Origin of the sequence: Nitrospirillum amazonense (assembly GCF_007828035.1) — a bacterium.
Taxonomy (GTDB): domain Bacteria; phylum Pseudomonadota; class Alphaproteobacteria; order Azospirillales; family Azospirillaceae; genus Nitrospirillum; species Nitrospirillum amazonense.
Genome location: NZ_VITV01000004.1, coordinates 652,515 through 675,205, shown reverse-complemented (window position 1 = coordinate 675,205; position 22,691 = coordinate 652,515). Strand labels below are relative to the sequence as shown.

Annotated in this window: 20 protein-coding genes and 2 tRNA genes; 8 read left to right on the top strand and 14 right to left on the bottom strand. The window is 66.0% G+C overall.

Annotated features, from left to right (window positions below):
• Positions 1–12 precede the first annotated feature (12 nt).
• The 4 genes from FBZ87_RS14665 to FBZ87_RS14650 all read left to right on the top strand — a co-directional run bounded on the left by FBZ87_RS14665 (position 13) and on the right by FBZ87_RS14650 (position 2,953).
• On the top strand, positions 13–417 hold the full coding sequence (locus tag FBZ87_RS14665; protein ID WP_145610996.1) for a TIGR02300 family protein: 405 nt from the start codon (positions 13–15) through the stop codon (positions 415–417).
• 147 nt (positions 418–564) lie between these two features.
• A tRNA-Ala gene (locus FBZ87_RS14660) sits at positions 565–640 on the top strand.
• Positions 641–890: 250 nt separating this feature from the next.
• A tRNA-Ala gene (locus FBZ87_RS14655) sits at positions 891–966 on the top strand.
• A 133-nt stretch (positions 967–1,099) separates the two neighbouring features.
• Positions 1,100–2,953 (top strand): M14 family metallopeptidase, encoded by a 1,854-nt coding sequence (locus FBZ87_RS14650; protein ID WP_186454756.1) that lies wholly within the window; start codon positions 1,100–1,102, stop codon positions 2,951–2,953.
• 64 nt (positions 2,954–3,017) lie between these two features.
• Here FBZ87_RS14650 and msrA read toward each other — a convergent pair whose 3' ends face one another.
• The gene (msrA, locus tag FBZ87_RS14645) at positions 3,018–3,527 is read right to left on the bottom strand and encodes a peptide-methionine (S)-S-oxide reductase MsrA (protein ID WP_040843021.1); all 510 of its coding nucleotides are present in this window, start codon (positions 3,525–3,527) and stop codon (positions 3,018–3,020) included.
• A 124-nt stretch (positions 3,528–3,651) separates the two neighbouring features.
• Between msrA and FBZ87_RS14640 the strand changes: the two genes are divergently transcribed.
• Positions 3,652–4,584 (top strand): DMT family transporter, encoded by a 933-nt coding sequence (locus tag FBZ87_RS14640; protein ID WP_145611152.1) that lies wholly within the window; start codon positions 3,652–3,654, stop codon positions 4,582–4,584.
• Here FBZ87_RS14640 and hslO read toward each other — a convergent pair.
• The 3 genes from hslO to FBZ87_RS14625 form a co-directional block, all read right to left on the bottom strand.
• Positions 4,566–5,531, bottom strand: a complete 966-nt coding sequence (hslO, locus tag FBZ87_RS14635) for an Hsp33 family molecular chaperone HslO (RefSeq protein WP_145610995.1) — start codon at positions 5,529–5,531, stop codon at positions 4,566–4,568. The genes FBZ87_RS14640 and hslO overlap by 19 nt on opposite strands.
• Before the next feature lie 101 nt (positions 5,532–5,632).
• Entirely contained in the window at positions 5,633–6,559 is a 927-nt protein-coding gene (argF, locus tag FBZ87_RS14630; RefSeq protein ID WP_145610994.1) for an ornithine carbamoyltransferase, read from the bottom strand.
• A gap of 14 nt (positions 6,560–6,573) precedes the next feature.
• Positions 6,574–7,731, bottom strand: coding sequence for an aspartate aminotransferase family protein (locus tag FBZ87_RS14625; protein ID WP_211106944.1), 1,158 nt, complete (start codon positions 7,729–7,731; stop codon positions 6,574–6,576).
• A gap of 447 nt (positions 7,732–8,178) precedes the next feature.
• Here FBZ87_RS14625 and FBZ87_RS14620 point away from each other — a divergent pair, with 447 nt between their 5' ends.
• Positions 8,179–8,592: a bactofilin family protein gene (locus FBZ87_RS14620; protein WP_145610992.1), complete on the top strand. Its 414-nt coding sequence runs from the start codon at positions 8,179–8,181 to the stop codon at positions 8,590–8,592.
• An 88-nt stretch (positions 8,593–8,680) separates the two neighbouring features.
• Complete coding sequence (locus FBZ87_RS14615) at positions 8,681–9,265, top strand: helix-turn-helix transcriptional regulator (RefSeq protein ID WP_145610991.1); 585 nt, start codon at positions 8,681–8,683, stop codon at positions 9,263–9,265.
• Here the strand turns inward: FBZ87_RS14615 and FBZ87_RS14610 are convergent.
• Positions 9,262–9,825, bottom strand: a complete 564-nt coding sequence (locus FBZ87_RS14610) for a hypothetical protein (protein ID WP_145610990.1) — start codon at positions 9,823–9,825, stop codon at positions 9,262–9,264. The genes FBZ87_RS14615 and FBZ87_RS14610 overlap by 4 nt on opposite strands.
• A gap of 254 nt (positions 9,826–10,079) precedes the next feature.
• The gene (locus FBZ87_RS14605; RefSeq protein WP_422394456.1) at positions 10,080–11,105 is read right to left on the bottom strand and encodes a nucleoside hydrolase; all 1,026 of its coding nucleotides are present in this window, start codon (positions 11,103–11,105) and stop codon (positions 10,080–10,082) included.
• Positions 11,106–11,169: 64 nt separating this feature from the next.
• Here FBZ87_RS14605 and FBZ87_RS14600 point away from each other — a divergent pair, with 64 nt between their 5' ends.
• The gene (locus FBZ87_RS14600; RefSeq protein ID WP_246134401.1) at positions 11,170–11,955 is read left to right on the top strand and encodes an HAD-IB family phosphatase; all 786 of its coding nucleotides are present in this window, start codon (positions 11,170–11,172) and stop codon (positions 11,953–11,955) included.
• A gap of 253 nt (positions 11,956–12,208) precedes the next feature.
• On the opposite strand, the gene FBZ87_RS14590 is transcribed toward FBZ87_RS14600, so the two are convergent.
• The 8 genes from FBZ87_RS14590 to FBZ87_RS29720 all read right to left on the bottom strand — a co-directional run bounded on the left by FBZ87_RS14590 (position 12,209) and on the right by FBZ87_RS29720 (position 22,683).
• A complete protein-coding gene (locus FBZ87_RS14590; protein ID WP_145610988.1) occupies positions 12,209–13,072 on the bottom strand; it encodes an SAM hydrolase/SAM-dependent halogenase family protein in 864 nt (287 codons plus the stop codon).
• A 130-nt stretch (positions 13,073–13,202) separates the two neighbouring features.
• A complete protein-coding gene (locus tag FBZ87_RS14585) occupies positions 13,203–13,925 on the bottom strand; it encodes a Bax inhibitor-1/YccA family protein (RefSeq protein WP_004272069.1) in 723 nt (240 codons plus the stop codon).
• Positions 13,926–14,322: 397 nt separating this feature from the next.
• Entirely contained in the window at positions 14,323–14,844 is a 522-nt protein-coding gene (locus tag FBZ87_RS14580) for a PIN domain-containing protein (RefSeq protein ID WP_145610987.1), read from the bottom strand.
• Positions 14,844–15,587, bottom strand: coding sequence for a hypothetical protein (locus FBZ87_RS14575; protein WP_186454755.1), 744 nt, complete (start codon positions 15,585–15,587; stop codon positions 14,844–14,846). Before FBZ87_RS14575 ends, FBZ87_RS14580 begins: the two co-directional genes overlap by 1 nt.
• An 84-nt stretch (positions 15,588–15,671) precedes the next feature.
• Positions 15,672–19,019, bottom strand: coding sequence for a Swt1 family HEPN domain-containing protein (locus tag FBZ87_RS14570; RefSeq protein ID WP_145610986.1), 3,348 nt, complete (start codon positions 19,017–19,019; stop codon positions 15,672–15,674).
• A 7-nt stretch (positions 19,020–19,026) separates the two neighbouring features.
• Complete coding sequence (locus FBZ87_RS14565; RefSeq protein ID WP_145610985.1) at positions 19,027–19,365, bottom strand: HepT-like ribonuclease domain-containing protein; 339 nt, start codon at positions 19,363–19,365, stop codon at positions 19,027–19,029.
• Complete coding sequence (locus FBZ87_RS14560; RefSeq protein WP_145610984.1) at positions 19,352–19,657, bottom strand: nucleotidyltransferase family protein; 306 nt, start codon at positions 19,655–19,657, stop codon at positions 19,352–19,354. Before FBZ87_RS14560 ends, FBZ87_RS14565 begins: the two co-directional genes overlap by 14 nt.
• Before the next feature lie 11 nt (positions 19,658–19,668).
• Positions 19,669–22,683, bottom strand: coding sequence for a DUF1156 domain-containing protein (locus tag FBZ87_RS29720; protein ID WP_145610983.1), 3,015 nt, complete (start codon positions 22,681–22,683; stop codon positions 19,669–19,671).
• Positions 22,684–22,691: the final 8 nt, after the last annotated feature.

The window sequence follows — 22,691 nt, the reverse complement described above, 5'->3', positions numbered from 1 at the left end:
CGGAGGATTGCCGTGGCGAAACCGGAATGGGGCACCAAGCGGATCTGCCCGAACTGCGGCACCCGCTATTACGACATGCGGAAGAATCCGCCGACTTGCCCCTCGTGCTCGACCGTGTTCGATCCTGAGGCCCTGCTGAAGTCCCGCCGCGCCCGTCCCATCCTGGCCGACGACACCAAGAAGCCGGTCCTGGATGACGAGGACACCGGCGTGGAGGTCGAGGACGAGGAGAAGGAAGAGGCCTTGGAAGAGGCCGAAGTCGACCTGGAGGTCGATGACCTGGAGGAAGCCGAGACCGCCGACGAGGTGCCCGGCGACGATGATGAGGACGTCCTGCTGGAGGACGCCGAGGAACTGGGCGACGAGGATGACATGGGCGAGGTGGTCGACGTCGAAGGTGGCGACGAGGACCGCTAAAGTCTGAGCAATTTCAGGGCGTTGGCCGTTCCGGAAAAAAGTTTGGAAATCCCCGATTTTTCTCTTGATCCGGCCGGCGCATCTGAGCATATTCCCGCCCACACCACGCCAGCCCCCAGGCGGCGCGGACCGAGTTAAAAATGGTTTGGGGCTATAGCTCAGCTGGGAGAGCGCTACAATGGCATTGTAGAGGTCAGCGGTTCGATCCCGCTTAGCTCCACCAAATTCCGAAAGGCCGGCTGACGACTCAGCCGGCCTTTTGTGTTTCTGATCCGATTGACTGGCCCTGCCGCTACTTTTTCTTTTCCAATGCCGAGGATGGCGGTGCCACCTGTCACATGACTGAAAGACATGCCAGGGTCGCGGATGAAATTGCGCGCTTGATCTCCGCCCCGCATCTGCGCATATTCCCGGCCTCACCGCCGCCGCCCAGGTCATGGGGCCCCAGAAGCGGTGTCCGAATTCCAAGGTTCGGGGCTATAGCTCAGCTGGGAGAGCGCTACAATGGCATTGTAGAGGTCAGCGGTTCGATCCCGCTTAGCTCCACCAAATCCAAAAGCCCGGCTGGCCTGTCCAGCCGGGCTTTTGCGCTTTCGGTGTTCTGGCAAAAGCATTCTTGAAAGCCCCCGGTCCGCCGGGTGATGGTCGATTCCCATCTCTTCGCCCATCCCGAGTCCCGCCCATGCCCCACCCTCATCGCCTGGCGCTCTGCGCCATCCTGATGCTGTCCGTCGCCGCCCCCGCCTTGGCGGCCGCGCCCGGCCCCCGGACCGGGCCCCAGACCGGCCCCTGGGACACGGACTTCCTGCCGCCGCTGCCTCCCTGGCACGGCGCGTCGGAAAAGCTGGTGGTGCCGGCGACTGATCCCTGGGCCACCCCGGCGGAGCTGACGGGCCTGACCGCCACGCCCAGCTATGATGAGACCCGCGCCTTCATCGACCGGCTGGTCGCGGCATCACCCCTGCTGCGGCAGGAGGTGTTCGGTGTGTCGCCCGAGGGGCGGGAGATGGTGGCGGTGCTGGCGGCCAAGGGCCTGATCGACGGCAAGCCGGACCCGGCCAAGCCTCTGCTGCTGGTGCAGGCCGGCATCCACGCCGGCGAGATCGACGGCAAGGACGCCGGGCTGATGCTGCTGCGCGACATCACCCAGCGGGGCAAAGACGGCCTGCTGAACCGCGTGAACCTGCTGTTCGTGCCCATCTTCAACGTTGATGGACATGAGCGCGCCGGCGCCTACAACCGGCCCAACCAGCGCGGCCCCATGAACCAGGGCTGGCGCACCACGGCGCAGAACCTGAACCTCAACCGCGACTACGGCAAGCTGGACACGCCCGAGATGCGGGCCATGATCGCCTTGATCCGCCGCTACCAGCCGGACCTGTACCTGGACATCCATGTCACCGACGGCATGGACTACGCCTATGACATCACCTTCGGCAACGACGAGGGTGCCGCTGGAGACCTGTTCTCCCCCGCCATCGACCGCTGGCTGGCGGGCCCCTTCAAGACGGAGGTGGGCCAAGCCCTGGCCAAGGCCGGCCACGTCCCCGGCCCCCTGGTGACGGAGGCCGACGGCCGCAAGCCGGAGGGCGGCATCGCCGGCGGCACCACGCCCCTGCGCTATTCCATCGGCTACGGCAACCTGGCGCATATCCCCACCGTGCTGGTGGAGAACCACTCGCTGAAGCCCTATCGCCAGCGGGTGCTGGGCACCTATGTGCTGATCGAGCGGTCGCTGACCCTGCTGGCGGAACAGGGTGCTGCCCTGCGTCAGGCCGTGGCGTCCGACCGTGACCGCCGCCCCGTCACCCTGCCCGTGGCGTTCGAGGTGGAGAAGACGCCCAGCGCCAGCGTGGAGTTCCGGACCATGCGGCATGAGAGCTACATCTCCCCCGCCTCGGGCGGGGTGGAGGTGCGCTGGCTGGGGCGGCCGGGCGCCACGGTGCGCATGCCCGTCTTCCTGGATCACCCCAGCGTCACCGTCGCGCGGCCCGAGGCCTATTGGGTGCCGGCGACCAAGCCGGAGATCATCGCGCGGCTGCGCCTGCACGGCCTGGCGATGGAAACGCAGGATCAGCCGCGCGAGATCACGGTGGACGCCGTGCGCCTGACGGAGCCCAAGCTGGCCACCGAGACCAACGAGGGCCATGTCATGCTGGACACGTCCGGGTATGTGCATGAGACGCGCACGGTGTTGTACCCCAAGGGCAGCGTGCGCGTACCCACCGACCAGCCTCTGGGCGACCTGGCCGGCCAGCTGCTGGAGGCGGAGAGCACCGAGTCGTTCCTGGCCTGGGGCTTCTTCCCCGAGATCCTGCAACGCACGGAATATATCGAACCCTACGCCATCGCCCCGCTGGCCGAGCGCATGCTGGCCGCCGACCCGGCCCTGAAAGCCGCCTTCGAGGCCAAGCTGAAGGCCGACCCCGGCTTCGCCGCCAACCCGGACCAGCGCCTGGCCTGGTTCTATGACCGTACGCCCTACAGCGATGCCGCCTACCTGCGCTATCCCGTAGGGCGGGAGATGGGGCGCTGACGCGAAAAAGGCCGCCCCCGGGATGGGAGGCGGCCTTTCTTCAATTCGGCGTCCGAGCGAGCGTTTACTTGCCGGTCAGCACCCAGTCGGGGCGGACCCAGTGGCAGGTGTAGCCGCCGATGTTCTTTTCCAGATAGTCCTGGTGATAGTCCTCGGCCTCCCAGAAGGTGCCGGCCGGAACGATCTGGGTGACGACCTTACCGGGCCAGCGGCCCGACGCGTCAACCTCGGCCGTCACCTCCTCAGCCGCCGCCTTCTGCTCGGGCGAGGCGTAGAAGATGGCGCTGCGATACTGGCTGCCGATGTCGTTGCCCTGGCGGTTGGTGGTCGTCGGGTCGTGGATCTGGAAGAAGAATTCGATCAGGCGGCGGTAGGTCAGCCTGGCCGGATCGAAGGTGATCTCGATGGCTTCGGCGTGGCCGGTGGTGCCGGTCTTCACGTCCTTGTAGGTCGGGTTCCGCAGCTCACCGCCGATGTAGCCCACGCGGGTGTCCACCACGCCCGGCACCTTGCGGATCAGATCTTCCATACCCCAGAAGCAGCCACCAGCCAGCGTCGCGGTTTCGGTCGTCATTGTCGTCATCCTTGGGAAAGGCAATCAGTCAGGCACTGCAAGTAAGCGCTGGCGGGTCCCGCTTCAACAGCGATGTTGGCCCAAAGAGTGTCGGCCGGGTCGATGAGCGGCTACAGTGGCGCCCATGCGTTCCGCCTATCTCTCCCTCACCGCCGCCATGGTCTTGGTGGGCCTGTCCGTGCCCATCAGCAAGATGGCGGTCGCATCCGTGCCGCCGCTGGTGGCCGCTGATGTGCGCTTCACCCTGGTGGCCCTGGCGCTCAGCCCCTGGGCCGTGCGCCATGCGCGCCGCGTCCTGCCGGCCACGGGCGGCGACTGGGCCAGCCTGGCCCTGCTGTCGCTGTTCGGCATGGTGCTGTTCAACGTCTTCCTGATGTACGGCCTGCGGGGCACCAGCGCCACCACCGCCGGCATCCTGACCAGCACCATCCCCGCCGTGACCGCCCTGTGCGCCGCCGCCATCCTGCGCGAGCGGTTGACCCTGCGGAATGGCGCGGCCATCGCCTTGGCCATGGCCGGGATCGCCGCCCTGAACCTGGCGTCCGGCGGTCACGAGGGTGGCGGCGGCGCCGGCGACACGCTGCGCGGCAACGCCCTGGTCCTGGGGGCCGTGGTGTCGGAGGGGTTGTACAACGTCTATGCCCGCCGCCTGGGCGGCGTGTCGCCCCTGGCCGTGACCTTCCTTGCCAATCTGATGGCGGCGGTCCTGGCCCTGCCCTTCGCCGTCGTGACGGCGCGGGAAATGACGCTTCAGTCGCTGTGGGGCGCCCTGTCGCCAGGCGCCTGGACGCTGTACGCCGCAGCCTCGCTGGGCAACGGCCTGGTGGCGGTGATGTTCTGGCTGCGCGGTGCGGCCCGCATCCCCGCCAGCCGTAGCGGCCTGTTCACCGGCCTGCTGCCCGTCACCGTGCTGGTGCCGTCCCTGTTCCTGTTGGGTGAGCGGCCGACCCTGGCCCACGCCCTTGGGTTGGCGGGCGTGCTGGCCGGCATCGCCGTGGGCGTCATGCCCGGGCGAAACCGGCCAGCGACAGCGCGACCTCAGGAAGCCGAGCCGTAAACGGTCTCAAGCTCGGCATCGTCGAAGCGGTAGTGGGTGCTGCAGAACTCGCACGCGACGTCCACGGCGCCATCGACCTTCAGGTCGGCCACTTCCTCACGCGGCAGGGACTTCAGCACCGTCACCACCCGCTCCCGCGAGCAGCGGCACTGCGCCGCCAGGCCGTGCGGGTCGTAGGCCCGCACCTCTTCCTCATGGAACAGGCGGAACAGCACGTCGTTCACCGGCAGCGCCGGGTCCAGCACCTCGGCCGGGGTGACGGTGGACAACAGGGCCATGGCCCGGCGCCAATCGTCCTCCAGGTCGCTGGGCTTGGCGTCCGACGCCACGCTGCCGGCATCCTCATCCGGCAGGGCCTGCAGCATGATGGCACCGCCACCCCAAGCGCCCCCGTCAGATAGGCCGGCATGGACGACGATGCCCGTGGCCAGCTGTTCCGACTGGGTGAAGTAGTGGCGCACGCAATCGTCCATGCGATCACCCTCCAGGCCGACGATGCCCTGGTAGCGCTGGGTGTGCTCGCCCTGGTCGACGGTGAAGGCCAGATAGCCCTTGCCCAGCAGGGCGGGCACGGGCGCCTTCTCGACCTCATCCGTCAGGGCGGCCTTCAGCTTGTCCTCATCGAACTGGGCGTAGCCGCGCACGGCGCCGGCGCTGGTGACGTCGGCCACCATCAGGTTGATGGGGCCGTCACCCTTGGTCTGCAGGGTGAACACGCCCTCATACTTCAGCGCCGCCGCCAACGTGGTCGCCAGCGTGATCGTTTCCGCCAGCATCTGGGCGACGGGGCCCGGATAGGCGTGGCGGCCCAGGATCTCGTCCAGCACGGGGCCTAAGCGCACCATGCGGCCGCGCAGGTTGGACCGGTCCAGCTGGAAGGGCTGCACCACGTCGATGTCCCGGGAAGCAAGGGCGGAGGCGAGGGTGGAAACGGCGGCGGTGGTCATGATCGCTTACCCCAAAAACAAAGGCGCCCGACCGGGGTCAACCGATCGGGGCCTTATGGATAACCTCAAGGCCGGACAAGCTTGGTCCGGTACCGGAACGATCAGGCGTTCAGGCACCAGGCCAGGATGCCCTTCTGGGCGTGCAGGCGGTTTTCCGCCTCGTCCCAGACGACGGACTGCGGACCATCGATGACGGAGGAGGTCACCTCCTCCTCCCGATGGGCCGGCAGGCAATGCATGAATATGGCGTCGGGGGAGGCCAGTTTCATCAGCGCGTCATTGACCTGGAAGGGGGCCAGCAATGCCATGCGCGCAGGCGCATCCTTGTGATGCATGGACACCCAGGTGTCCGTCACCACGATGTCGGCGCCCTCGGCCGCGGCCTTGGGATCTTCCGTCACCACCAGGCGGGCGCCTTCGCGCGCCGCCCAGGCGATGGTGTCGGCCGTGGGCTGCAGGCTGGCCGGCGCCGCCACGCGCATTTCGAAGCCGAAGCGGGCGGCGGCATGGATCCAGCTCTGGCAGACGTTGTTGGCATCGCCGCTCCAGCAGACCACACGGCCCTCGATGGGTCCGCGCTTCTCCTCGAACGTCATGATGTCCGCCATGATCTGGCAGGGGTGGGAGGTGTCGGTCAGGCCGTTGATGACGGGGATGCTGGCGGCCCCCGCCATCTCATGCACCTTGGTCTCATGGTCCGTGCGGATCATGATGACGTTGACGAAGCGCGACAGCACCCGGGCCGTGTCGGCGATGGTTTCGCCATGGCCCAGCTGAATCTCGCGCCCCGTCAGGGTGATGACATCACCGCCCAGTTGGCGCATCCCCACCTCGAACGAAACGCGGGTGCGGGTGGACGGCTTCTCGAAAATGGTGGCCAGCGTCAGGCCCCGGAAGGGCTGGGGATGCTGGGCCGTGCCGTTGGTCTGCTTCAGGTCCCGGCCCCGCTTCAGGATTTCGCGCAGCGTGGCCGTATCGAAATCGCTGATGTCCAGGAAATGCCGGACCGTCTTGGTCGTCGCGGTCATGATGTGGGTACCCCTCAAGCCGCCAGGGCCGCGCAGGTGCGGTCCAGGATGGCTACGGCCTCGTTGATCTCGGCCTCGCCCACGATCAGCGGCGGCAGGATGCGGACGACGTTGTCGGCGGCGGAGACCACCAGCATGCCGTTGTCGCGCAATGCCGTGACCAGGTCGCCCACCGGCGTCACGCACTTCACGCCCAGAATCAGGCCCTTGCCGCGCACGCTGTCCAGCACGGTGGGGTGGCGCGCCACCAGCTCTTCCAGCTTGCCCTGCAGCAGGTCGCCCTTGGCGATGACGTTGTCCAGGAAGCCCGGCTGCGTCATCACGTCCAGCACGGCGTTGCCGACGGCCATGGCCAGCGGGTTGCCACCGAAGGTGCTGCCATGGGTGCCGGCGACCATGCCCTGGGCCGCCTTCTCGGTGGCCAGGCACGCGCCCAGCGGGAAGCCGCCGCCGATGCCCTTGGCGATGCACATCACGTCCGGGGTGACGCCCGCCCATTCATGGGCGAACAGCTTGCCGGAACGGCCCATGCCGCTCTGGATCTCGTCGAAGTACAGCAGCAGGCCGTACTCGTCGCAGATGGCGCGGAGGGCACGCAGGTAATCCAGGCTGGCCGGACGCATGCCGCCCTCGCCCAGGATGGGCTCCACCAGGATGGCGGCCGTCTGCGGCGTGATGGCGGCGCGCAACTCGTTCAAATTGTCGTAGGCCACCCGGTCGAAGGCGTCCAGCAGAGGGCCGAAGCCCTTCACCATCTTATCCTGGCCGCTGGCGGCGATGGCCGTCATGGTACGACCGTGGAAATTGCCGCCGGCGACGATGAAACGCGTCTTCTCCGGATGGCCGGTCTCATAGTGATACTTGCGTACCAGCTTCACACCGCATTCCCACGCCTCGACGCCGGAATTGGTGAAGAACATGGTGTCGGCGAAGGTCAGTTCCCGCAGGCGGCTGGCCAGCTTCTCCTGCCCCGCCACGCGGAACAGGTTGGAGGTGTGCCACAGCTTGTGCGCCTGCTCGGTCAGCTTCTCCACCAGGTAGGGGTGGGCGTGACCGAGGGCGTTCACCGCGATGCCGCTGGTGAAATCCAGGAATCGTCGGCCGGTGGTGTCGTAAAGGAAGCAGCCCTCACCCCGCTCGAACACAACGTCGATCCGGGAATAGGTCGGCATCACGACAGGAATCACGGCCAGACACTCCTTTATTTCTTGAGGCGCGTTACACGGAATTATCATAAAACCAGGGTCACCCCCGGCGCGCCAACCGGGGTTTGGAACCGCCGACTATTGTGTGCCGCTGGGCCTCCGTCAATCGCAACCCGCCCTATCCTGCGGGTCCCCTGCCATGCGCCCCTGGTACGGGACGCATGCGCGCCGGTGAAGCCAAGGGGGCATCCCCCGCCTCGCCGCCCCGGGAGATGTTGCGAAAAGCCTCAGAAACGCTTAAGAGTTTTGCAGTGTCCGGCCCGTTTCGGCGGGGGCGGCGGTGCATCGTGGGGAATGCGCGCCGGCCCGGACGAGGAATTTTCCGACCTCCGGCGCGCGCCGGGTGTTTTCAGCTTCCGGCCCCGCGCCGGATATTTCCAGGTTCCGGCCTGCGCCGGACTATGAGGGGGACCGATGGCCAGTGACATCCTCGATCCGCGCAGCTTTTTGCGGCCGGGCCTGAACGGCGGACCGCAGACGGAATCGACGCCCGACCTGGGCGGCGGGGTCACCACCATCTCGCCCGAAGCCCGTATCGAGGGCGCCAAGATCTCCCATTGCCACACCCTGCACGTCGCCGGCCGCCTGGTCGATGTGACGCTGAACGAGGTGAAGGTGCTGGAGGTGGCTGAGGGGGGCCACTTCGAGGGCACCGCCGTGGTGGAGAGCATGAAGGTTTCCGGCCGCGCCACCGGCACCATCGAGGTGACAGGCACCCTGTCCATCGGTGAGACCGGCCAGGTCGACGGCACCATCCGTTACGGCCGCATCAGCATTGCCGACGGCGGTTCCATCTCCGGCACCATCCAGAGCGGCAAGTCGCACTGAGTGGCCGGGACGCGCAAGTCCGGGACGCGTGAGTCTGGTGTCATCGGGGGCGGCCTTCGGGTCGCCCCTTCGTTTTTGGGAGGCGGGCATGGAAGGACGGTCGGCCAGCCACACCGTGGGCCAGGATTTGCGCCGCCTGCGCCGGCTGCGCGGCCTGAAGCAGGGCCATGTGGCCGAGCTGCTGGGCGTGACCCAGGCCACCGTGTCGCGCTGGGAACGGGGCTTGGCCTGGCCGGATGAGACGCACGCCGCCCGTATCGCCGCGTTGCTGAGCCCGGGCCGGGCGGGCCAGGACGCCGCCCTGAAGCGGCTGGTCCAGCGCTCCCGCGATCCGGTGCATCTGATCTGTGATCGCAGCCACCGCCTGCTGGCGGCATCCGCAGCGCGCGAGGCGGAATGGACGGTGTCGGCCAGCACGGTGCTGGGCCAGCCCTTGCTGTCCTATGCCACGCCGCAGATTTTGGACGCGGAAGCCGGCCTGGCCGGCGCCGGCTGGTACGACCGGCCGGACGGCGTGCTGGATCTGGAGACCGAGACCAACCACCGCCCCGACCTGCTGATCCGCCGCAGCCGCATGCGCTGGGAACGCATCCTGTTGGAGGACGGCACCGCCGGCCGGCTGGTCACCACCCTGCGCTGGGGCGGGCCCGCCCCGGCAACGACGAAAAACTAAGCACTCATCTCCTGAGCGGCCAGGATGCCCTGCAGGGTATCGCCGCCGGCGATGGGCACGCCGCTGCGCGCACCGGTCTGGTTGCTGTTGGCGGCCATCTGGCTGCCGAAACCGTTCTGGCCGCTGCCATCGGCCGCCGTCTGGGTGGCGTCTTCCAAGCCGCTCTTGCCATCCTTGCCGGAGGCGGTCATCTGCCGGACCTTCTGCTCCACCTCGCGCATGATCTGGCGTTCCAGGTCGGCGCGCTGATCGGCGGGCATGTTGGCCACGTCCTGGGAGGTCAGGCCCTTGGACTGCAGTGTGTCCTCGGCGATCTTCTGCTTCATCTGCTTGATCTGATAGGACCAATACCCCTGGAAGCCGCCAGTGGTCATGTCCTTCAGCATGGTTTGCGGATCGTCGTCACCCTTCAGCAGGTCGGCGAAGGCGCTGTCGGTCTGGCTGATGGACAGGGCGCTCTGCGAACCGGCCGGACCGACGCCCCCGCTGCCCGCGGCGCCGAAGCCGCCATAGGCATTGGCCGCGGACTGGGTGTGGTTGCTGGTGTTCAGGAACGACATGGTCTTCGGTCCCTTGGCCCCTGGGGTGGAACGACGCGGTCCCCATGGTGCCCGTGGGCAGCCATGGTTAACGCCGTATTCCCAAGCAAGGCCCGGGCCGCCGCTGTCACCGGCGAAAACCCAGGCGATGCGCCGGTTTTGCCGGCGCCAAGGCCGGCCAGGCATGCCCCTGCCCTGTGCCAACCCAGGCAAAAGATTCCGACATATCGGCAACTATTGCCAATCTGTCATTGTCGCCAGGATCCGCCGGGGTATCAGCCGAAGCGCCGCAGCCGTTCCACCAGCAGGTCGAAGAAGGCGTCGCTGTCGGCCTTCAGCATGACGGTGGCGTTGCGCGGCCGGCCGGTGGTGTTCCAACGGTCGATCACCGTCTGGCCCGTGGTCAGCGGGCTGCCGGTCTCGATCTCCACATTCACGGACTTGCCCTCGAAGATGCCCGGCCGGATCAGCCAGGCGATGACGCAGGGGTCGTGCAGCGGACCGCCGTCGGTGCCGTACTTGTGCTCGTCGTACCGCTGGTAGAAGTCCAGCATCTCGTACGTCGCCTGGGCCACGCGGTTGCCCACGGCCTGGATGCGATCCATGTGGCGACGCGCGGTCAGGACTTGGTGGGTGACGTCCAGCGGGAACATGACGATGGGCACGCCCGATTTGAAGACGATGTCGGCGGCGTGCGGGTCGACGTAGATGTTGAATTCAGCGCAGGGGGTGGAATTGCCGCCCTCCATCTGCGCGCCGCCCATCAGCACGATCTGGCGCAGGCGGGAGGATATCGCCGGTTCCTTCACCAGGGCGCGGGCGACATTGGTCAGCGGCCCCAGGGGGCACAGGGTGACGGTGCCCGGCTCCTCCCGCATCGCTGTCTCGATGATGAAATCCACGGCGTGCTGCGCCTGCAGCGGCATGGTGGGCTCTGGCAGGACCGGGCCATCCAGGCCGGTGTCGCCGTGCACCTCCGGCGCCGTGTGCAGCAGGCGAACCATGGGCCGGTCGCAACCGGCGAACACCTTCACATCCGGCCGGCCCGCCAGCTCACACACGCGGCGGGCGTTCTTCTCTGTCCATGGTAGGGGCGCGTTCCCCGCCACGGCGGTGATGCCCAGCACCTCCACATCCTCGGGACTGGCCAAGGCCAGCAGGATGGCCACGGCATCGTCCTGGCCAGGATCGGTGTCGATGATGATCTTGTAGGGCTTGGCCGCACCTGGGGTGGCGGCGGCAAGGGTGGTGGGGGTGGTGATCATGGGGCTGCCGTCGGTCTTGAGCGGAAAGGCCGACACTTAACGCGAAAACCACTTGAGAGGAAGCCGCCCACCCCGTTTTATGGCGCGGATGAACCGGGGGTTGCGCCCCATCCGCCTGTCGCAGAGCTTCATGCCGACCATGTCCCAGTCCAACGCCCCCAACACCGCCGCCCCCGTGGTGGCCGCCCGCGCGGGCGACATCCCCCAGGAAAGCGACTTGCCGGGCCTGGCTGTGTTCGACTTCGATGGCACCCTGGCGCGGGGTGACAGCTTGCTGCCCTTCCTGGCGCGGGTGGCCGGGGGCGAAACCCTGCGCCGCCACCTGGCCGGCAGCGTGGCCGGTGCCGCGTCGCGCCGGTTACCGGTTCGCCCCCTGGCCGGCCGCCACCTGCCTGGCAGGGAAACCCTGGTGAAAGGCGGTGATGCCGGCGACGCGGATGATGATTTCAAGACGGCCTTCAAGCGCCGGCTGCTGCGCCGCTGCCTGGCCGGCGTGCCGCTGGAGCGCGCACAGGAAGCGGCGGCGGAGATGGGGGCCTGGGTCCGCTGGCACACCCCGCTGCGCGACACCCTGATGCGCCATGCCGATCAAGGCCACCGCATCCTGGTGGCCACCGGCGCGCTCACCCTGTACATGCCGGCCCTGCTGGCCGACCTGCCGGTGCATGACCTGCTGGGCACCGAGATGGCGGTGGGCGAGGACGGCCTGCTGACGGGCGAGATGGTGGCCGGCAACTGCGTGCGCGCGGAAAAGGCCCGGCGCCTGGCCCTGTGGATGGAGGAGACGGGGCCCTATGGCCGCCGCTGGGGCTATGGCAACCAGCCCAGCGACCTGCCCTTCCTGGCCCTGATGGACGAGGCGACAGTGGTGCCTACGGCGCATTAGTTTCGCCCTCAACCGCCGGGCGCCGCCTTCCGGCGGCTTGGCTCATCCTCGTTTTGCAGTCCGCTTCGCTCCCCACAAAACTCCGGCGGCCCCAGTCAGGGCCTACCCGGTCGGGGCCTACCCGGTCGGGGCCTACCCGGTCGGGGCTTACCCAGTCGGGGCTTACCCAGTCGGGGCTTACCCAGTCGGGGCTTACCCAGTCGGGGCTTACGTTGGGAGCCGAAGCCCCATACCGCCTCCTATCGTTTGCCGTCTATAGCTTGATGTAAGGCGCGCGCACGCCGATGGGGGAGCCCAGGGTGAAGCCCAGTGCCGCATCGGCACGGCCCTGGTTCACCGCGATTTCCACCAGGCCGCTGGAGTTCACGTACCAGAAGGCCGTCCCCGGCGGCACGGCGCCAAAGGTGCGGGCGGGTTCCACCGCCCGGCCGCCACCGGGACCGCCCACCCACAGTCGGGCGTCGGGCGCCACACCGCCGTCCAGCACCCCGGCGGGCCGCAGGCCGGTCCAGCCGTTGCCATAGCTGTCGATGTAAAGGATGCGGCCATTGTCGGCCGCCCCGCCATCCCCCGTTCCGTACAAGGGGGCGGCACCGACAAGGTCGGCCAGGGCCAGGGGGCGGGCCCAGTCCCCCAGCTCCTGCCCTGCGGCGGCCAGGGCCGCCACCGGCGCGAACAGGTCGCGGCCATGGAAGGAGACGGACAGGGCCTCGGGTCGCCAAGTGACCTCCCACGCCTCGGCCAGGCCACCGGTGGCGGTGGTATCGGCGATCAGCGGCTGAAACAGGCCGTTGTCCGGCCCCACCAACCAGACGGGGCACCCCTGGGGGCGGCCCTGCCCGCCGGACAGCCTCACGGCCAGGGGCCGGCGCGCCGTGCCCACACCGGGATCGACTATGGCCAGGAAAACGGCCGGCACCGTGGTGGGCGGCAGGGCGGCCAGGGTGGCCGGCAGGATGGCGGCCAGCAGGCGGCCGGCGGCCAGGGGATCGAAGGCGGGGGCGTCGTGCATCAGGTCGATGATGGGGGTACCCAACGGCGCGCGGGCCGCCAGCACCGCCTGCATCTGGCCGACATAGGGGCCGGACCAGCCGAAATCGGTGTAGAGGAAGATCATGGCGGCGAACCTCTGGGGGCGGCGCAGTGAACGGGACCTGCCCGATCATGACCGGCGGCGGCGCCAAAAGGAAAGGGCCGCCCGGTTTCCCGGACGACCCCACAACCTTCCCGCTGCCGGTGGGTTCCGCTTAGTTGCGGCGGTCGCCCATCAGCTGCATCAGGGAGATGAAGATGTTGATGAAGTCGAGATACAGGCTCAGCGCGCCCATGACGGCCAGCTTGGTGTTGGCCTCGACACCCCAGGATTCGGCATACATCTCCTTGATGCGCTGGCTGTCATAGGCGGTCAGGCCCGTGAAGATCAGCACACCCAGCACCGACACCGCGAACTGCAGCGCGCTGGAAGCCAGGAAGATGTTGACCAGGCTGGCGATGACCAGGCCGATGACGCCCATGATCAGGAACGAGCCGAACTGCGTCAGGTCGCGCTTGGCGGTGTAGCCATATAGCGAGGCGCCGGCGAAGGTGGCGGCCGAGATGAAGAACACGCGGGCGATGCTGGCGCCGGTGAACACCAGGAAAAGGCTCATGAGCGACAGGCCCATGACGGCGCAGTAGGCGAAGAAGACGGTGCGCAGCGTGCCCGACGACATGCGGTTGATGCCGGCCGACAGCGCGAACACGAAGCCGATCGGCGCCAGCATGACCACCCACTTCAGGGGCGTGCCGAAGATGGCCGCCACCAGGGCCGGGGACTGGGCCCCGAAGAAGGCGACAAGGCCGGTGACGATCAGGCCGACAGTCATGTAGTTGAAAACGCGCAGCATGTGCTGGCGCAGGCCCTCATCGAACAGGGCCCGGTCGTAAGCGCCGGTGCTCGACGCAAAACGATTGTAGGGTCCAATAGCCATGACGTTCCTCGAATGATCCCAGGTTAAACCCAGGCGACCCCCATGGGCCGCGATTTCCATATTGTCCCACTGGCCCAGCGATTCAACGGGAAAGCGACCAAGGCCCAACCGGGTTACACACTTGTAATGTGGGGAGGAACCGTGGCGGCAGTGAGGCGGCGGGCATGAAGGCCCGCGCGTCGGACGGCCGCGAAATGGTTCTGTGGGGGAAGAGCCACGCGGAAGGTAGGCAGCGGCCAAAGCCGGTCGGCCGAAACTGGAGCGGGTGAAGGGAATCGAACCCTCGTCGTAAGCTTGGGAAGCTTGCGGTTTATGGACTTATCTAATTGATTTTACGTTATTAAAAATTCGGCGCGCATCTTGTGTAAGTGCCTATGTAAGGCGAGCCGCTTGCGACTCAAACGGCCAGTTCACCCTGCGGCTCCTCTGGCGGCAAGGGCAACTCCCAACTGCTCACCGTCCGCAGGCCCGCCGTCTTGGCCAAGCGGACCAGGTCCTGATCATCCGCGTAGAGGGTGTGGGCGCGGCCCACGATGCCCACGGCCGCAATCTGCCGGTCGATCTTGACCTTCTGCCACGGGGCGGTGCTGCCGCCCTTCTTGTTCCCGGCCCCAAGGGCTGTCGCGGTCATGGCTGCCGTCTCCACCGCCGCCCGCAGATCGAACGGCAGGATGCGAAACCGGCTGCTGTCGGTCACAATGGAAAGGTAGCCGCCGCCGGCAGTGCCGGCGTGAACCAGCACCTCGGCAATCACGGGCGTCGGGATGCCGATGATCTCCTGCTGCTGGGTCAAGGTGGCGATGAGGTATTCTACACGGTCCCTGGCTCGGGCCAAGGGCATCTGGGTCGCGGGATCGGTGGGAACGTCAACATCCGGGTCGAGCAAAAGCAGCAGGAAGTTGGCGTCGAAGACCACCATCAGTGCAGCCTTTCGTCCTTGCCGCGCAGGTCGGCCAGGGTGGTTAGCGGATGTTCAACCGCCCGCCAGCCACTGCCCGGCACATCGCGCAGGCGTTTGACCACATCGACCAAGGGCGCGTCGTCCAGCACCTCAAACGCGGCGATGGTGAAGTGGGCCATCTTCCACGCGCCGTTGGGCTCCCGACGCCAACGGCCGGTGCCTTGCACCCGCAGCGGCCCACCGAAGATGTGGGGCGCCATTTCACGAACGAGATCCCGGCGGGCCTGGCAGATATGAACCTGCCCTGCCTCCCCAACCTCCTGAAGGTGAACCGGCACGATATCGGCCAAGCCGCCGATCTTCACCAGCACGCCATCGAGGCTGCCCTGTTCATTGAAGGCGCCATAGTCCACCGGCTTGGGACGGGTTCGGCCGGGGAAGTCGATGAGAACGGCACCAGCGTCCGCCAGCGTTCCCACGGCGTTGTCGTTGGCCAACATATCGTCCAAGCATCGAAAGGCCCGGACAGCATCCGTCGCCCCATCTCCCGCGCGGAGCGCTCCTAAGCGAGCCTCCACCTTGGGGCGGTCCACCGGGTCAACCCGGTGAACCATCTCCACACTGCCGGCGTCCAGGCGCACGAAATGGACGCTATCCTTGTTGCCAAGGAGCGCTGCCAGTTCCGCCATGTACTCCGCCAGACGCGCCATGGGGATGGTGTCCGGCTGGAAGGCGTCAATCTTGAACCGTAGCTCGTCCATCAGATGCCTCTCGGGTTTGAGGATTATATGGGGACGGTGGTGGCGTCTATGAGTAAAGGTTCATTCCTCCACCACGTCGGGGCATCACTCCTCCTCAAACCCGGCCCCCGGCTCAAACTTCAGCGTCCGGCAATTCTCCGTGACGGTCCGCACAAGATGATCCGAAGCGCCTTCGGGCAAAAAGGCTTGGATCTCCATCGTCACGGTGACTTCGCTGCCGACAACACCGACAAGGTGGGCGATGATCTCGTTAGTAATTTCACCAGCGTCGCGGCCAGCCCGCATGGCGTTCAGGGTAACCGTGCCATGGAAACGACGATTGAGACGAGGAACAGGGGTGCCCTGGCTATCGCCAGCGCCAATCACCCCATTCCCAACGCCGCTGTCTGAGAGCCGTCCCGCCCCCGCTTCAGCTACCCCAGATTGGACAACGGCAGCCGCCTCCGCCTGCTGCTGACTTTGGGCAACCCCAGGCTTGACCAGAAGGCCGTCCATGGTGTCGGTCGAAATGCTGAGCCGAGTACCACAGCGCAGTCCCCGATAGCGCTTCGCCGCTTCGTCATAGCTGTCAGCATAGGCGAACGATTCCCTGTCCCATAGCAGCAGCCCCAGGCCGTCCTGAATGGCGGCCGCCAGCACCGAGGAGTCTTTCAGGCGCGGCAGGTAAATGTACCGGGCAAAATCCTCGGCCAGCTGGCGGATGCTGACATGGTCGCCGCGCCACAAGGGAATCCGGTCCAGTTCCATGCGAAGCCTGGTCCCTGCCAGCGACGGGACCAGGAGTTCCTCGTTGCGCAACTTCTTGGAAGCCCGCGCGGCCAGGGCATCCTGGCCGGACAGGCGCAGCGCCTGCCATTCAACGGCGGCTTGGGGAGAGGTCTGCACCGGCACCAGCAACCACTGATAGGCCTCCGGCATCCGCGCGGCCACCGTGCTATCCGCCGACTTCATCTGGGTTTCGGCCTGGCGCACCTGATGGGGGTCCAGGTTCAGGTCCACCTTTTCCTCCAGGATGGACGCCCAGGCGACATAGCGGCGCACCGCTTCGTCCAGATCCTGCAAGCGGGCCTGATCGACGGCCAGGAAGGCCAGGCTGTTGCGGAACAGACGGGGTGAGGTGCCACGCGACTCCAGGATAGCCTTGGCGGCCGCGTCGGCCTTGTTGCCGGCTTCCTTGCTGTAGGGGAACTCGGTGGACAGCACCACCAGCCGGGCGTCCATATCATCCGGAACATCGGCCCCCGATTGCGGGAGCGGGTGGACCCGGCAGAAATCACCCTGGTTGCGAATGTCCGCCCGGATGCGCCGCTCGATCTCGGCCACCACCTTGTCGGTGTTGCGCTTCAGTTGCTCGGCGCGGTCCTCGGCCATCTTAGTGACCGTGGGTTGGGTCGAATACCAGTAGCGGGTCCCATCCTGGTAAAGATAGGTCGCCGCCGTGGCCAGCCGCCGCAGCGCATCACCGAACAGCGACGGTGCCTCACCAGGCATGACGCAGCCCAGCTTGATCCGGCGATCCTCAATGCCACGATTGGCCGCTGTCGAGGTCGGGGTGGATCCCAGGTACAGGGTGCGCGCCACCCGACGGGTGGCGGCGAACTTGCCGAGGTTGGGAACGTCGCCATCGATACGCAACGGCAAGGCACTGGGACCGTCCACGTCCTTTTCGATGATCGGCTTCCAGCTGTCCGACAGATAGCGGGTCAGTTCATCGCGGACGCGGGGATCATCGATGGGCAAATTGCCCGGCATGATCATGGGGTTACGGTCACCCCTCTCCCACAGGCTGTGGATCACCGCTGCCATCAGGCGCAGCACGCCGCGCGTGCGCTGGAACTTCGGCTGGGCGGACCAATCGGTATAGAGGCGGTCGAACACCTCGGGATGGATCGGATAGGCGGCCCGAAGACGATTCTCATAATCGGAGTCCCGACACTCCGGTGGGAACTCCTGGTGTTGCCCCTGATACAGATCGTGGAACTTGCGGGCCACGGTATCGCGGGCGACGAACTGTGATTTCTCGATCAGCGGCTCGAACAGGCGGCGGCGGACGATCTCGAACCCTTCCTCCGTGCTGGCCGGCGCCCACGACGACTCCACGCGCCCAATGACGTTGCGCAGCCGGGCCAGGGCCGCACGGCCGCGCTCACCGCCCACCTCCTCGTCATTGCCGACGGCATGGGGCGAGGTGGCTGTGTCGGACGCGGGCAGGCTGATCACCAGCAGGCAGTGCTGGGCCAGCTTGGCCGCCTCGGTCAAGGCCTGGGCAAAGGTGAAATGGGTCTCGAAGCTGCCGCCCGGCAGGTCCGGGTCATCGTGCAGCTGGCGGGCATAGGCCACCCATTCGTCGATCAGAATTAGGCTGGGGCCGAACTCGTTCATCAACTCGCGCAGGGTGTCGCCGGGGTTGGTGGCGCGCTCGTCATCGGCCTGAAGGCGGGCATAAGCCTTGGCGCCCCCCAGCTGCCAGGCCAGTTCACCCCACAGGGTCCGCACCACCGTGCCATCCGGCTTCACGCTGGGATTACCGGGCGAAATCTTGTTGCCGACCAGGACCACCCGCCGCACAGAGTCCGGCAGCTTGGTGATCTCGGCCTCGGCCAGGATGGCATCCACCCCCAGCATGTCGCCCGGCGGCGTGCCGGACACCAGATGATAGAGCGCCAGCATGGAGTGGGTCTTGCCGCCACCGAAATTGGTCTGCAACTGCACCACCGGGTCGCCCCCGCGACCGGAAAGCCGAAGCGCCGCCCCCTTCAGCAAGGTCTTCAGGCTCTCGGTCAGATAGGTGCGGCGGAAGAACTCCGCCGGGTTGCGGTATTCGTCCGACCCTTCGCCCAGGTGCACCTGCCACAAGTCGGCGGCGAACTCTGCCTGCTGATAGCGGCCGCTGGCCACGTCCCGGTGCGGGGCCACCACCTCACGCCACGGGGTCAGGCTGCCGGTGACCTGGCTTTCGATGGCGGTGCCCGCCGTTTTGCGCCGTTCGGAGCGGGACTGCTCCTCGAAGATCAGACGGCGCAGTTCCATCTTCATCTTGCCCACCTCGTCCGCCTGGGGGGCGGAAACGGCGGTCAGCAGGCGCGCGATGGAATCCAAGGCACGGTCGGCATCGTCGCCGGAAAAGGGCTTCTGGTGCGCCCAGTTGTTGCGGTGGCCGCGAATTTCGCCCACCAGGCCCCGCTCGGCCGGGCCCAGGGTATTGCGGAACACCTCATTCCAGGCCTCCCACATCAGCTTCAGCAACAGCGACGCATCCCATTCCGGGATCGGCCGGTTGCGGGCCATGGGGTCTTCGGCGAAGGCCCGCACCGCCGGAATCTGGATATTCCGCCTCAGCGCCGCATCGATCTCACGCTCGATGAACGGCCCCAGCCCGGCCTTGAGGAGGTCGAGCGCCTTGGCAACGCGCTCCTGGTTGGTGATCGCCATCTTAGGCTCAGTCCGTCGGCAAGTGGGGACGCAGGAGCGGAAGCAGGTCGGGGATGTCCTCGGTCACCGTTTTCCATGTGAAATCAAGATCGATGTCAAAATAGGCGTGAACCAGCCGATTCCGCATGGTGATAATGCTCCGCCACGGGATAGCAGGTGTTTCGGCCCTGAAGTCCAGGCTTACCTTGGACGCCGCCTCGCCGATGATTTCGATGGCGCGTACCAGGGCGAAGCGCAGCATCTCGTTGCTATCCAGGTCGCCTCGCTGGCATCCGGCGACGAAGCGCAGGGCGCTTTCCCCTGACTCGATCATGTGGCGGATGCGTACCAAATCATCGGGCTTCATACTGCACCTCGGCGATCTGGATGACCTCGTCACGGAAATAACGGCTCAGATCCTGGGGCGAGCGGAGGTCAACCTCTCGCCCGCCCAGCAGATCCGATAATTCATTGGCGATGCCCCCCAGGCGGATCAGGCCGGGCTTGGCCCCCGGCTCGAACTCCACCAGCAGATCCACGTCACTATCGGGGCGGCTGGTGCCCTTCAGCGTTGAGCCGAACAAAGCCAGCCGCCGGATGTGATGGCGGCGGCAGACGGACTCCAACGCCAGAGGGTCGGGAAACAGGGATTGCGCCATCACCGTCCTCCTTACAGCAGTGAGCCCTGGGCGGATGTCTCGGCCGGCACCTCGTGTGACAGGCGCAGGATTTCCGGCCAGCTTTGCACCAGGCCGTTATAGGACATGGCCTCCACCGCCCGCTTCTTGCGTTCGCACAGCGTATAGAGACGGTAGGCCAGTTCGCGCGCCACCTCAGCCTTGCTGCCCAATGCCGCCGCCAGCTTGGCCGCCGCCGTCTCGCCCCCGGCCTCCAGCACGCGGATCAGGTGGTGGACGCTTTCCCACACGGTCAGGCGGGTATCGGTGGCCGGGTTCCAGTCGGCGGGCAGATCGGCCGGGCGGAGCAAGCGCACCTTGCCGCCCTTGGACATGAGAATACCGGCCTCGACCAGGCCGGAAACGGCGGTGTTCTTGGCCTTGGACAGGGTTTCCGCGTCGCCATAGGCGCCATCGTTGAAACCCACCTGCTCGAACCAAGCGAGGGCCCAACGGGTTTCGGCGTCGAAATCGCCCTCCTGCTCGGCCAGGGCCTCGTCCAACACCTCATTGATCAGGGCTAGGGCCTCCCGCACGCTGACGTCCTTGCCTTCCGCATCAATGACCCTGGCATAGCGAGTGTAAACCGCCATGCCAGGACCGATGGCAGATTGCGCCAGGTCAACTGGCGCGATGTTGCCCCGCTGAAGGTGGGCCAGCGCGGCGGGAAGCTCGGCCTTCATGGCAGTTAGGAACTCGCGTCTGGTAGCTGTAGGGGCGTCATCAGGACGTGGGCGGCAGACCAGGACGATAGAGGAAGCTAGGGCGTTGGTGCCCGAGCCGATCATGCGGTTGCCCAACTCGGTGCGCATGGGCCAGGTGCCGCTGATGGCGAACCCAGCGCGGATCACCGCATCCAAGAAGGTTTCCCAGCCGGTGCTGCTGGTGCCCGTATCGCTAGCCGTTTCCGACTGTTTGAAGGCGTAATAGATGGTAACCGGAAACGCTGGATGGACCTGTTCAGCCAGACGGTGCATAGCCGCCGTCATGCCGGTCAGGAAGAAGCTCTCCGCCGCGTCCTTGCCGCCATGGCGATAGGGCGTTGCAACGAGTTCTTCAGCCTTTGGCACTGCCAAAGTGGAGAATAGGTCGGGAAACACCGAACGCAATGTCCGGCGGAGCCAAACATAAAAAAAGTCCGAAAGGTCGGCGTATCCGATATTGTCATAGTATGGTGGATCAGTTGAAACAACCCTATCGGCGCTGTTTATTTGCATTGATGCGTCAGCCTGAAACGCCTTACCTCCAGAAAGGCTAGAGACCGCTATTGCTTTGCAAGTGTAGTCAATGGAATTGCCAAGGCTGCCAGACTGTGTTGACAGGGGGTTGGCCTCGATGAAATCCCAACTCATTGGTAGCGCTTGACGCGAGAATGTATTTCTCGTTTTTGTGCCGGTGGTTGGTCCACCAACATGCCATGTGCAAATAGATGAGTTGTAATCAGCGAGTCTATCTATGATTAATCCCAAGTAAACGCTTATCGCGTCAGCGTAAGCTGTCGCACCAGTGCCGCCTTCTGCCAACGGCCTTGTATCCTCGTGCAGTCTGGATGCAACGGCGTCTACCCTGGCTTTTTCCCTCACCACCTGAACCAAATCGGCAAACGTAGTTAATGCGACGAGTTGCCGGTCCGTGAATAGGTCGCCGTATTTGCTAAGGCCGTAAGCCGGTGTCCACAAAGCACGAGGATCGGGAGCGAGGGGCGTTTCAGGCCTCCACTCCGGAACAGCCTTAGTTGCGATATCTTCCATCTCCTTTGTCGGCGGCAGATAGACGCGCCCTCGGTCACCTTCCGCTACAATGACCATTAGACGCGCGCCCATTCGACCTGCGCGCCCCTCTGCCTTAATATAGTCGGGCGTAATTGGCGAATCCGATATCAGGCACTGAAAATTAGCTCCTCGCCCAAGCTTGGTTCCGTTCTTGGTATATTCGGGATTAGCAGATTGACCGAGTCTAACGGTGAATGAGTAGGTGTCAGCTCTGATTGTTGGGTCAATATAGGCTTCATTACCCTTCATCTTTGACAGGGTGAAGGTGGAGACCAGGGGAACGTCTATGTTGCGGAAAGCCGGGTTGGGACTTTTCACTGTGCGCGCCCACAGCCAGGCGATGACGGTCAATTGACGGCCCACCAGCGGCTTCAGGTCGGGCCGCTCGGCGGCCATGGCCTCAGTGACCTCAATCTTGGGATACAAATGGCCGATGCGTTTCTCCGCCTCGTCCCGCATCCACTGCCCGTAGTAGCGCACGTCCTCCGCGAGGCCCTGCGCGCCCTTGCCGTTCCACCGCCCGCCCCGCGCCAGCTCCTGCTGCGCCTTGGGGTTGACCGGCGGCTGGCCAGCGAATTTGGGTGGGATTTCGATCATCGCCTTATTGATCAGCACCGCCACCGGGTTCAGGTCGGTGGCGTGCGATTCCAGCCCCAGGCGCTGGGCCTCCAACGGCAAGGCACCGCCGCCGGCGAAGGGATCGTGGAAGCCGGGTAGGACGTGGCGGTTGAACAGTTCCTTGGCGCGCGGGTGGTCGGCATTCTCGGCACAAGCCCGCCGCCAGCTTTGCCAGATCTCCGCCCGCGCCTGGTCCAGCACCGCCTCATTGGTGGTGTTCTCCCACTTCACCAACTGCTCGATAATGCGGAATAGACGGTCGCGCTCTACCTGAGCGGCGCAGTCTTCGAGCGTCGGCTGCTCACCCACGGGAGGGAGCGACGGATCCGCGTCCCGCAGAGCCTTCCGCTCTTCCCAAAGGGCCATCTCCCTGTCCAGAGCCCGTTTAGCCGCCCGCCTGATGGCTGGGTCGGCAAGCAGGGTGTCCACATAGGCAGACGGATCGTCCACCATCTGCGCAAAAATCACCGCCCGCGCCGCCGCCAACGGCCGCCGCGCCCACCACAAGTGCAAAGTGCTGGGATGCCCATGCCGGATGGACTTCTCCCGCGCGCTTTCCTTATTGATCGCCTCCAACGGCAGGGCGACCTCGATGAGCTTCTTGCGGGTTTTGGTCATTACAGTTC

Excerpts from the sequence above, each read along its gene's own strand:
- FBZ87_RS14650 (WP_186454756.1), top strand. The coding sequence starts at position 1,100 with ATGCCCCACCCTCATCGCCTGGCGCTCTGCGCCATCCTGATGCTGTCC.
- msrA (WP_040843021.1), bottom strand. The coding sequence starts at position 3,527 with ATGACGACCGAAACCGCGACGCTGGCTGGTGGCTGCTTCTGGGGTATG.
- FBZ87_RS14640 (WP_145611152.1), top strand. The coding sequence starts at position 3,652 with ATGCGTTCCGCCTATCTCTCCCTCACCGCCGCCATGGTCTTGGTGGGC.
- hslO (WP_145610995.1), bottom strand. The coding sequence starts at position 5,531 with ATGACCACCGCCGCCGTTTCCACCCTCGCCTCCGCCCTTGCTTCCCGG.
- argF (WP_145610994.1), bottom strand. The coding sequence starts at position 6,559 with ATGACCGCGACGACCAAGACGGTCCGGCATTTCCTGGACATCAGCGAT.
- FBZ87_RS14625 (WP_211106944.1), bottom strand. The coding sequence starts at position 7,731 with ATGCCGACCTATTCCCGGATCGACGTTGTGTTCGAGCGGGGTGAGGGC.
- FBZ87_RS14620 (WP_145610992.1), top strand. The coding sequence starts at position 8,179 with ATGGCCAGTGACATCCTCGATCCGCGCAGCTTTTTGCGGCCGGGCCTG.
- FBZ87_RS14615 (WP_145610991.1), top strand. The coding sequence starts at position 8,681 with ATGGAAGGACGGTCGGCCAGCCACACCGTGGGCCAGGATTTGCGCCGC.
- FBZ87_RS14610 (WP_145610990.1), bottom strand. The coding sequence starts at position 9,825 with ATGTCGTTCCTGAACACCAGCAACCACACCCAGTCCGCGGCCAATGCC.
- FBZ87_RS14590 (WP_145610988.1), bottom strand. The coding sequence starts at position 13,072 with ATGATCTTCCTCTACACCGATTTCGGCTGGTCCGGCCCCTATGTCGGC.
- FBZ87_RS14585 (WP_004272069.1), bottom strand. The coding sequence starts at position 13,925 with ATGGCTATTGGACCCTACAATCGTTTTGCGTCGAGCACCGGCGCTTAC.
- FBZ87_RS14580 (WP_145610987.1), bottom strand. The coding sequence starts at position 14,844 with ATGGTGGTCTTCGACGCCAACTTCCTGCTGCTTTTGCTCGACCCGGAT.
- FBZ87_RS14575 (WP_186454755.1), bottom strand. The coding sequence starts at position 15,587 with ATGGACGAGCTACGGTTCAAGATTGACGCCTTCCAGCCGGACACCATC.
- FBZ87_RS14570 (WP_145610986.1), bottom strand. The coding sequence starts at position 19,019 with ATGGCGATCACCAACCAGGAGCGCGTTGCCAAGGCGCTCGACCTCCTC.
- FBZ87_RS14565 (WP_145610985.1), bottom strand. The coding sequence starts at position 19,365 with ATGAAGCCCGATGATTTGGTACGCATCCGCCACATGATCGAGTCAGGG.
- FBZ87_RS14560 (WP_145610984.1), bottom strand. The coding sequence starts at position 19,657 with ATGGCGCAATCCCTGTTTCCCGACCCTCTGGCGTTGGAGTCCGTCTGC.
- FBZ87_RS29720 (WP_145610983.1), bottom strand. The coding sequence starts at position 22,683 with ATGACCAAAACCCGCAAGAAGCTCATCGAGGTCGCCCTGCCGTTGGAG.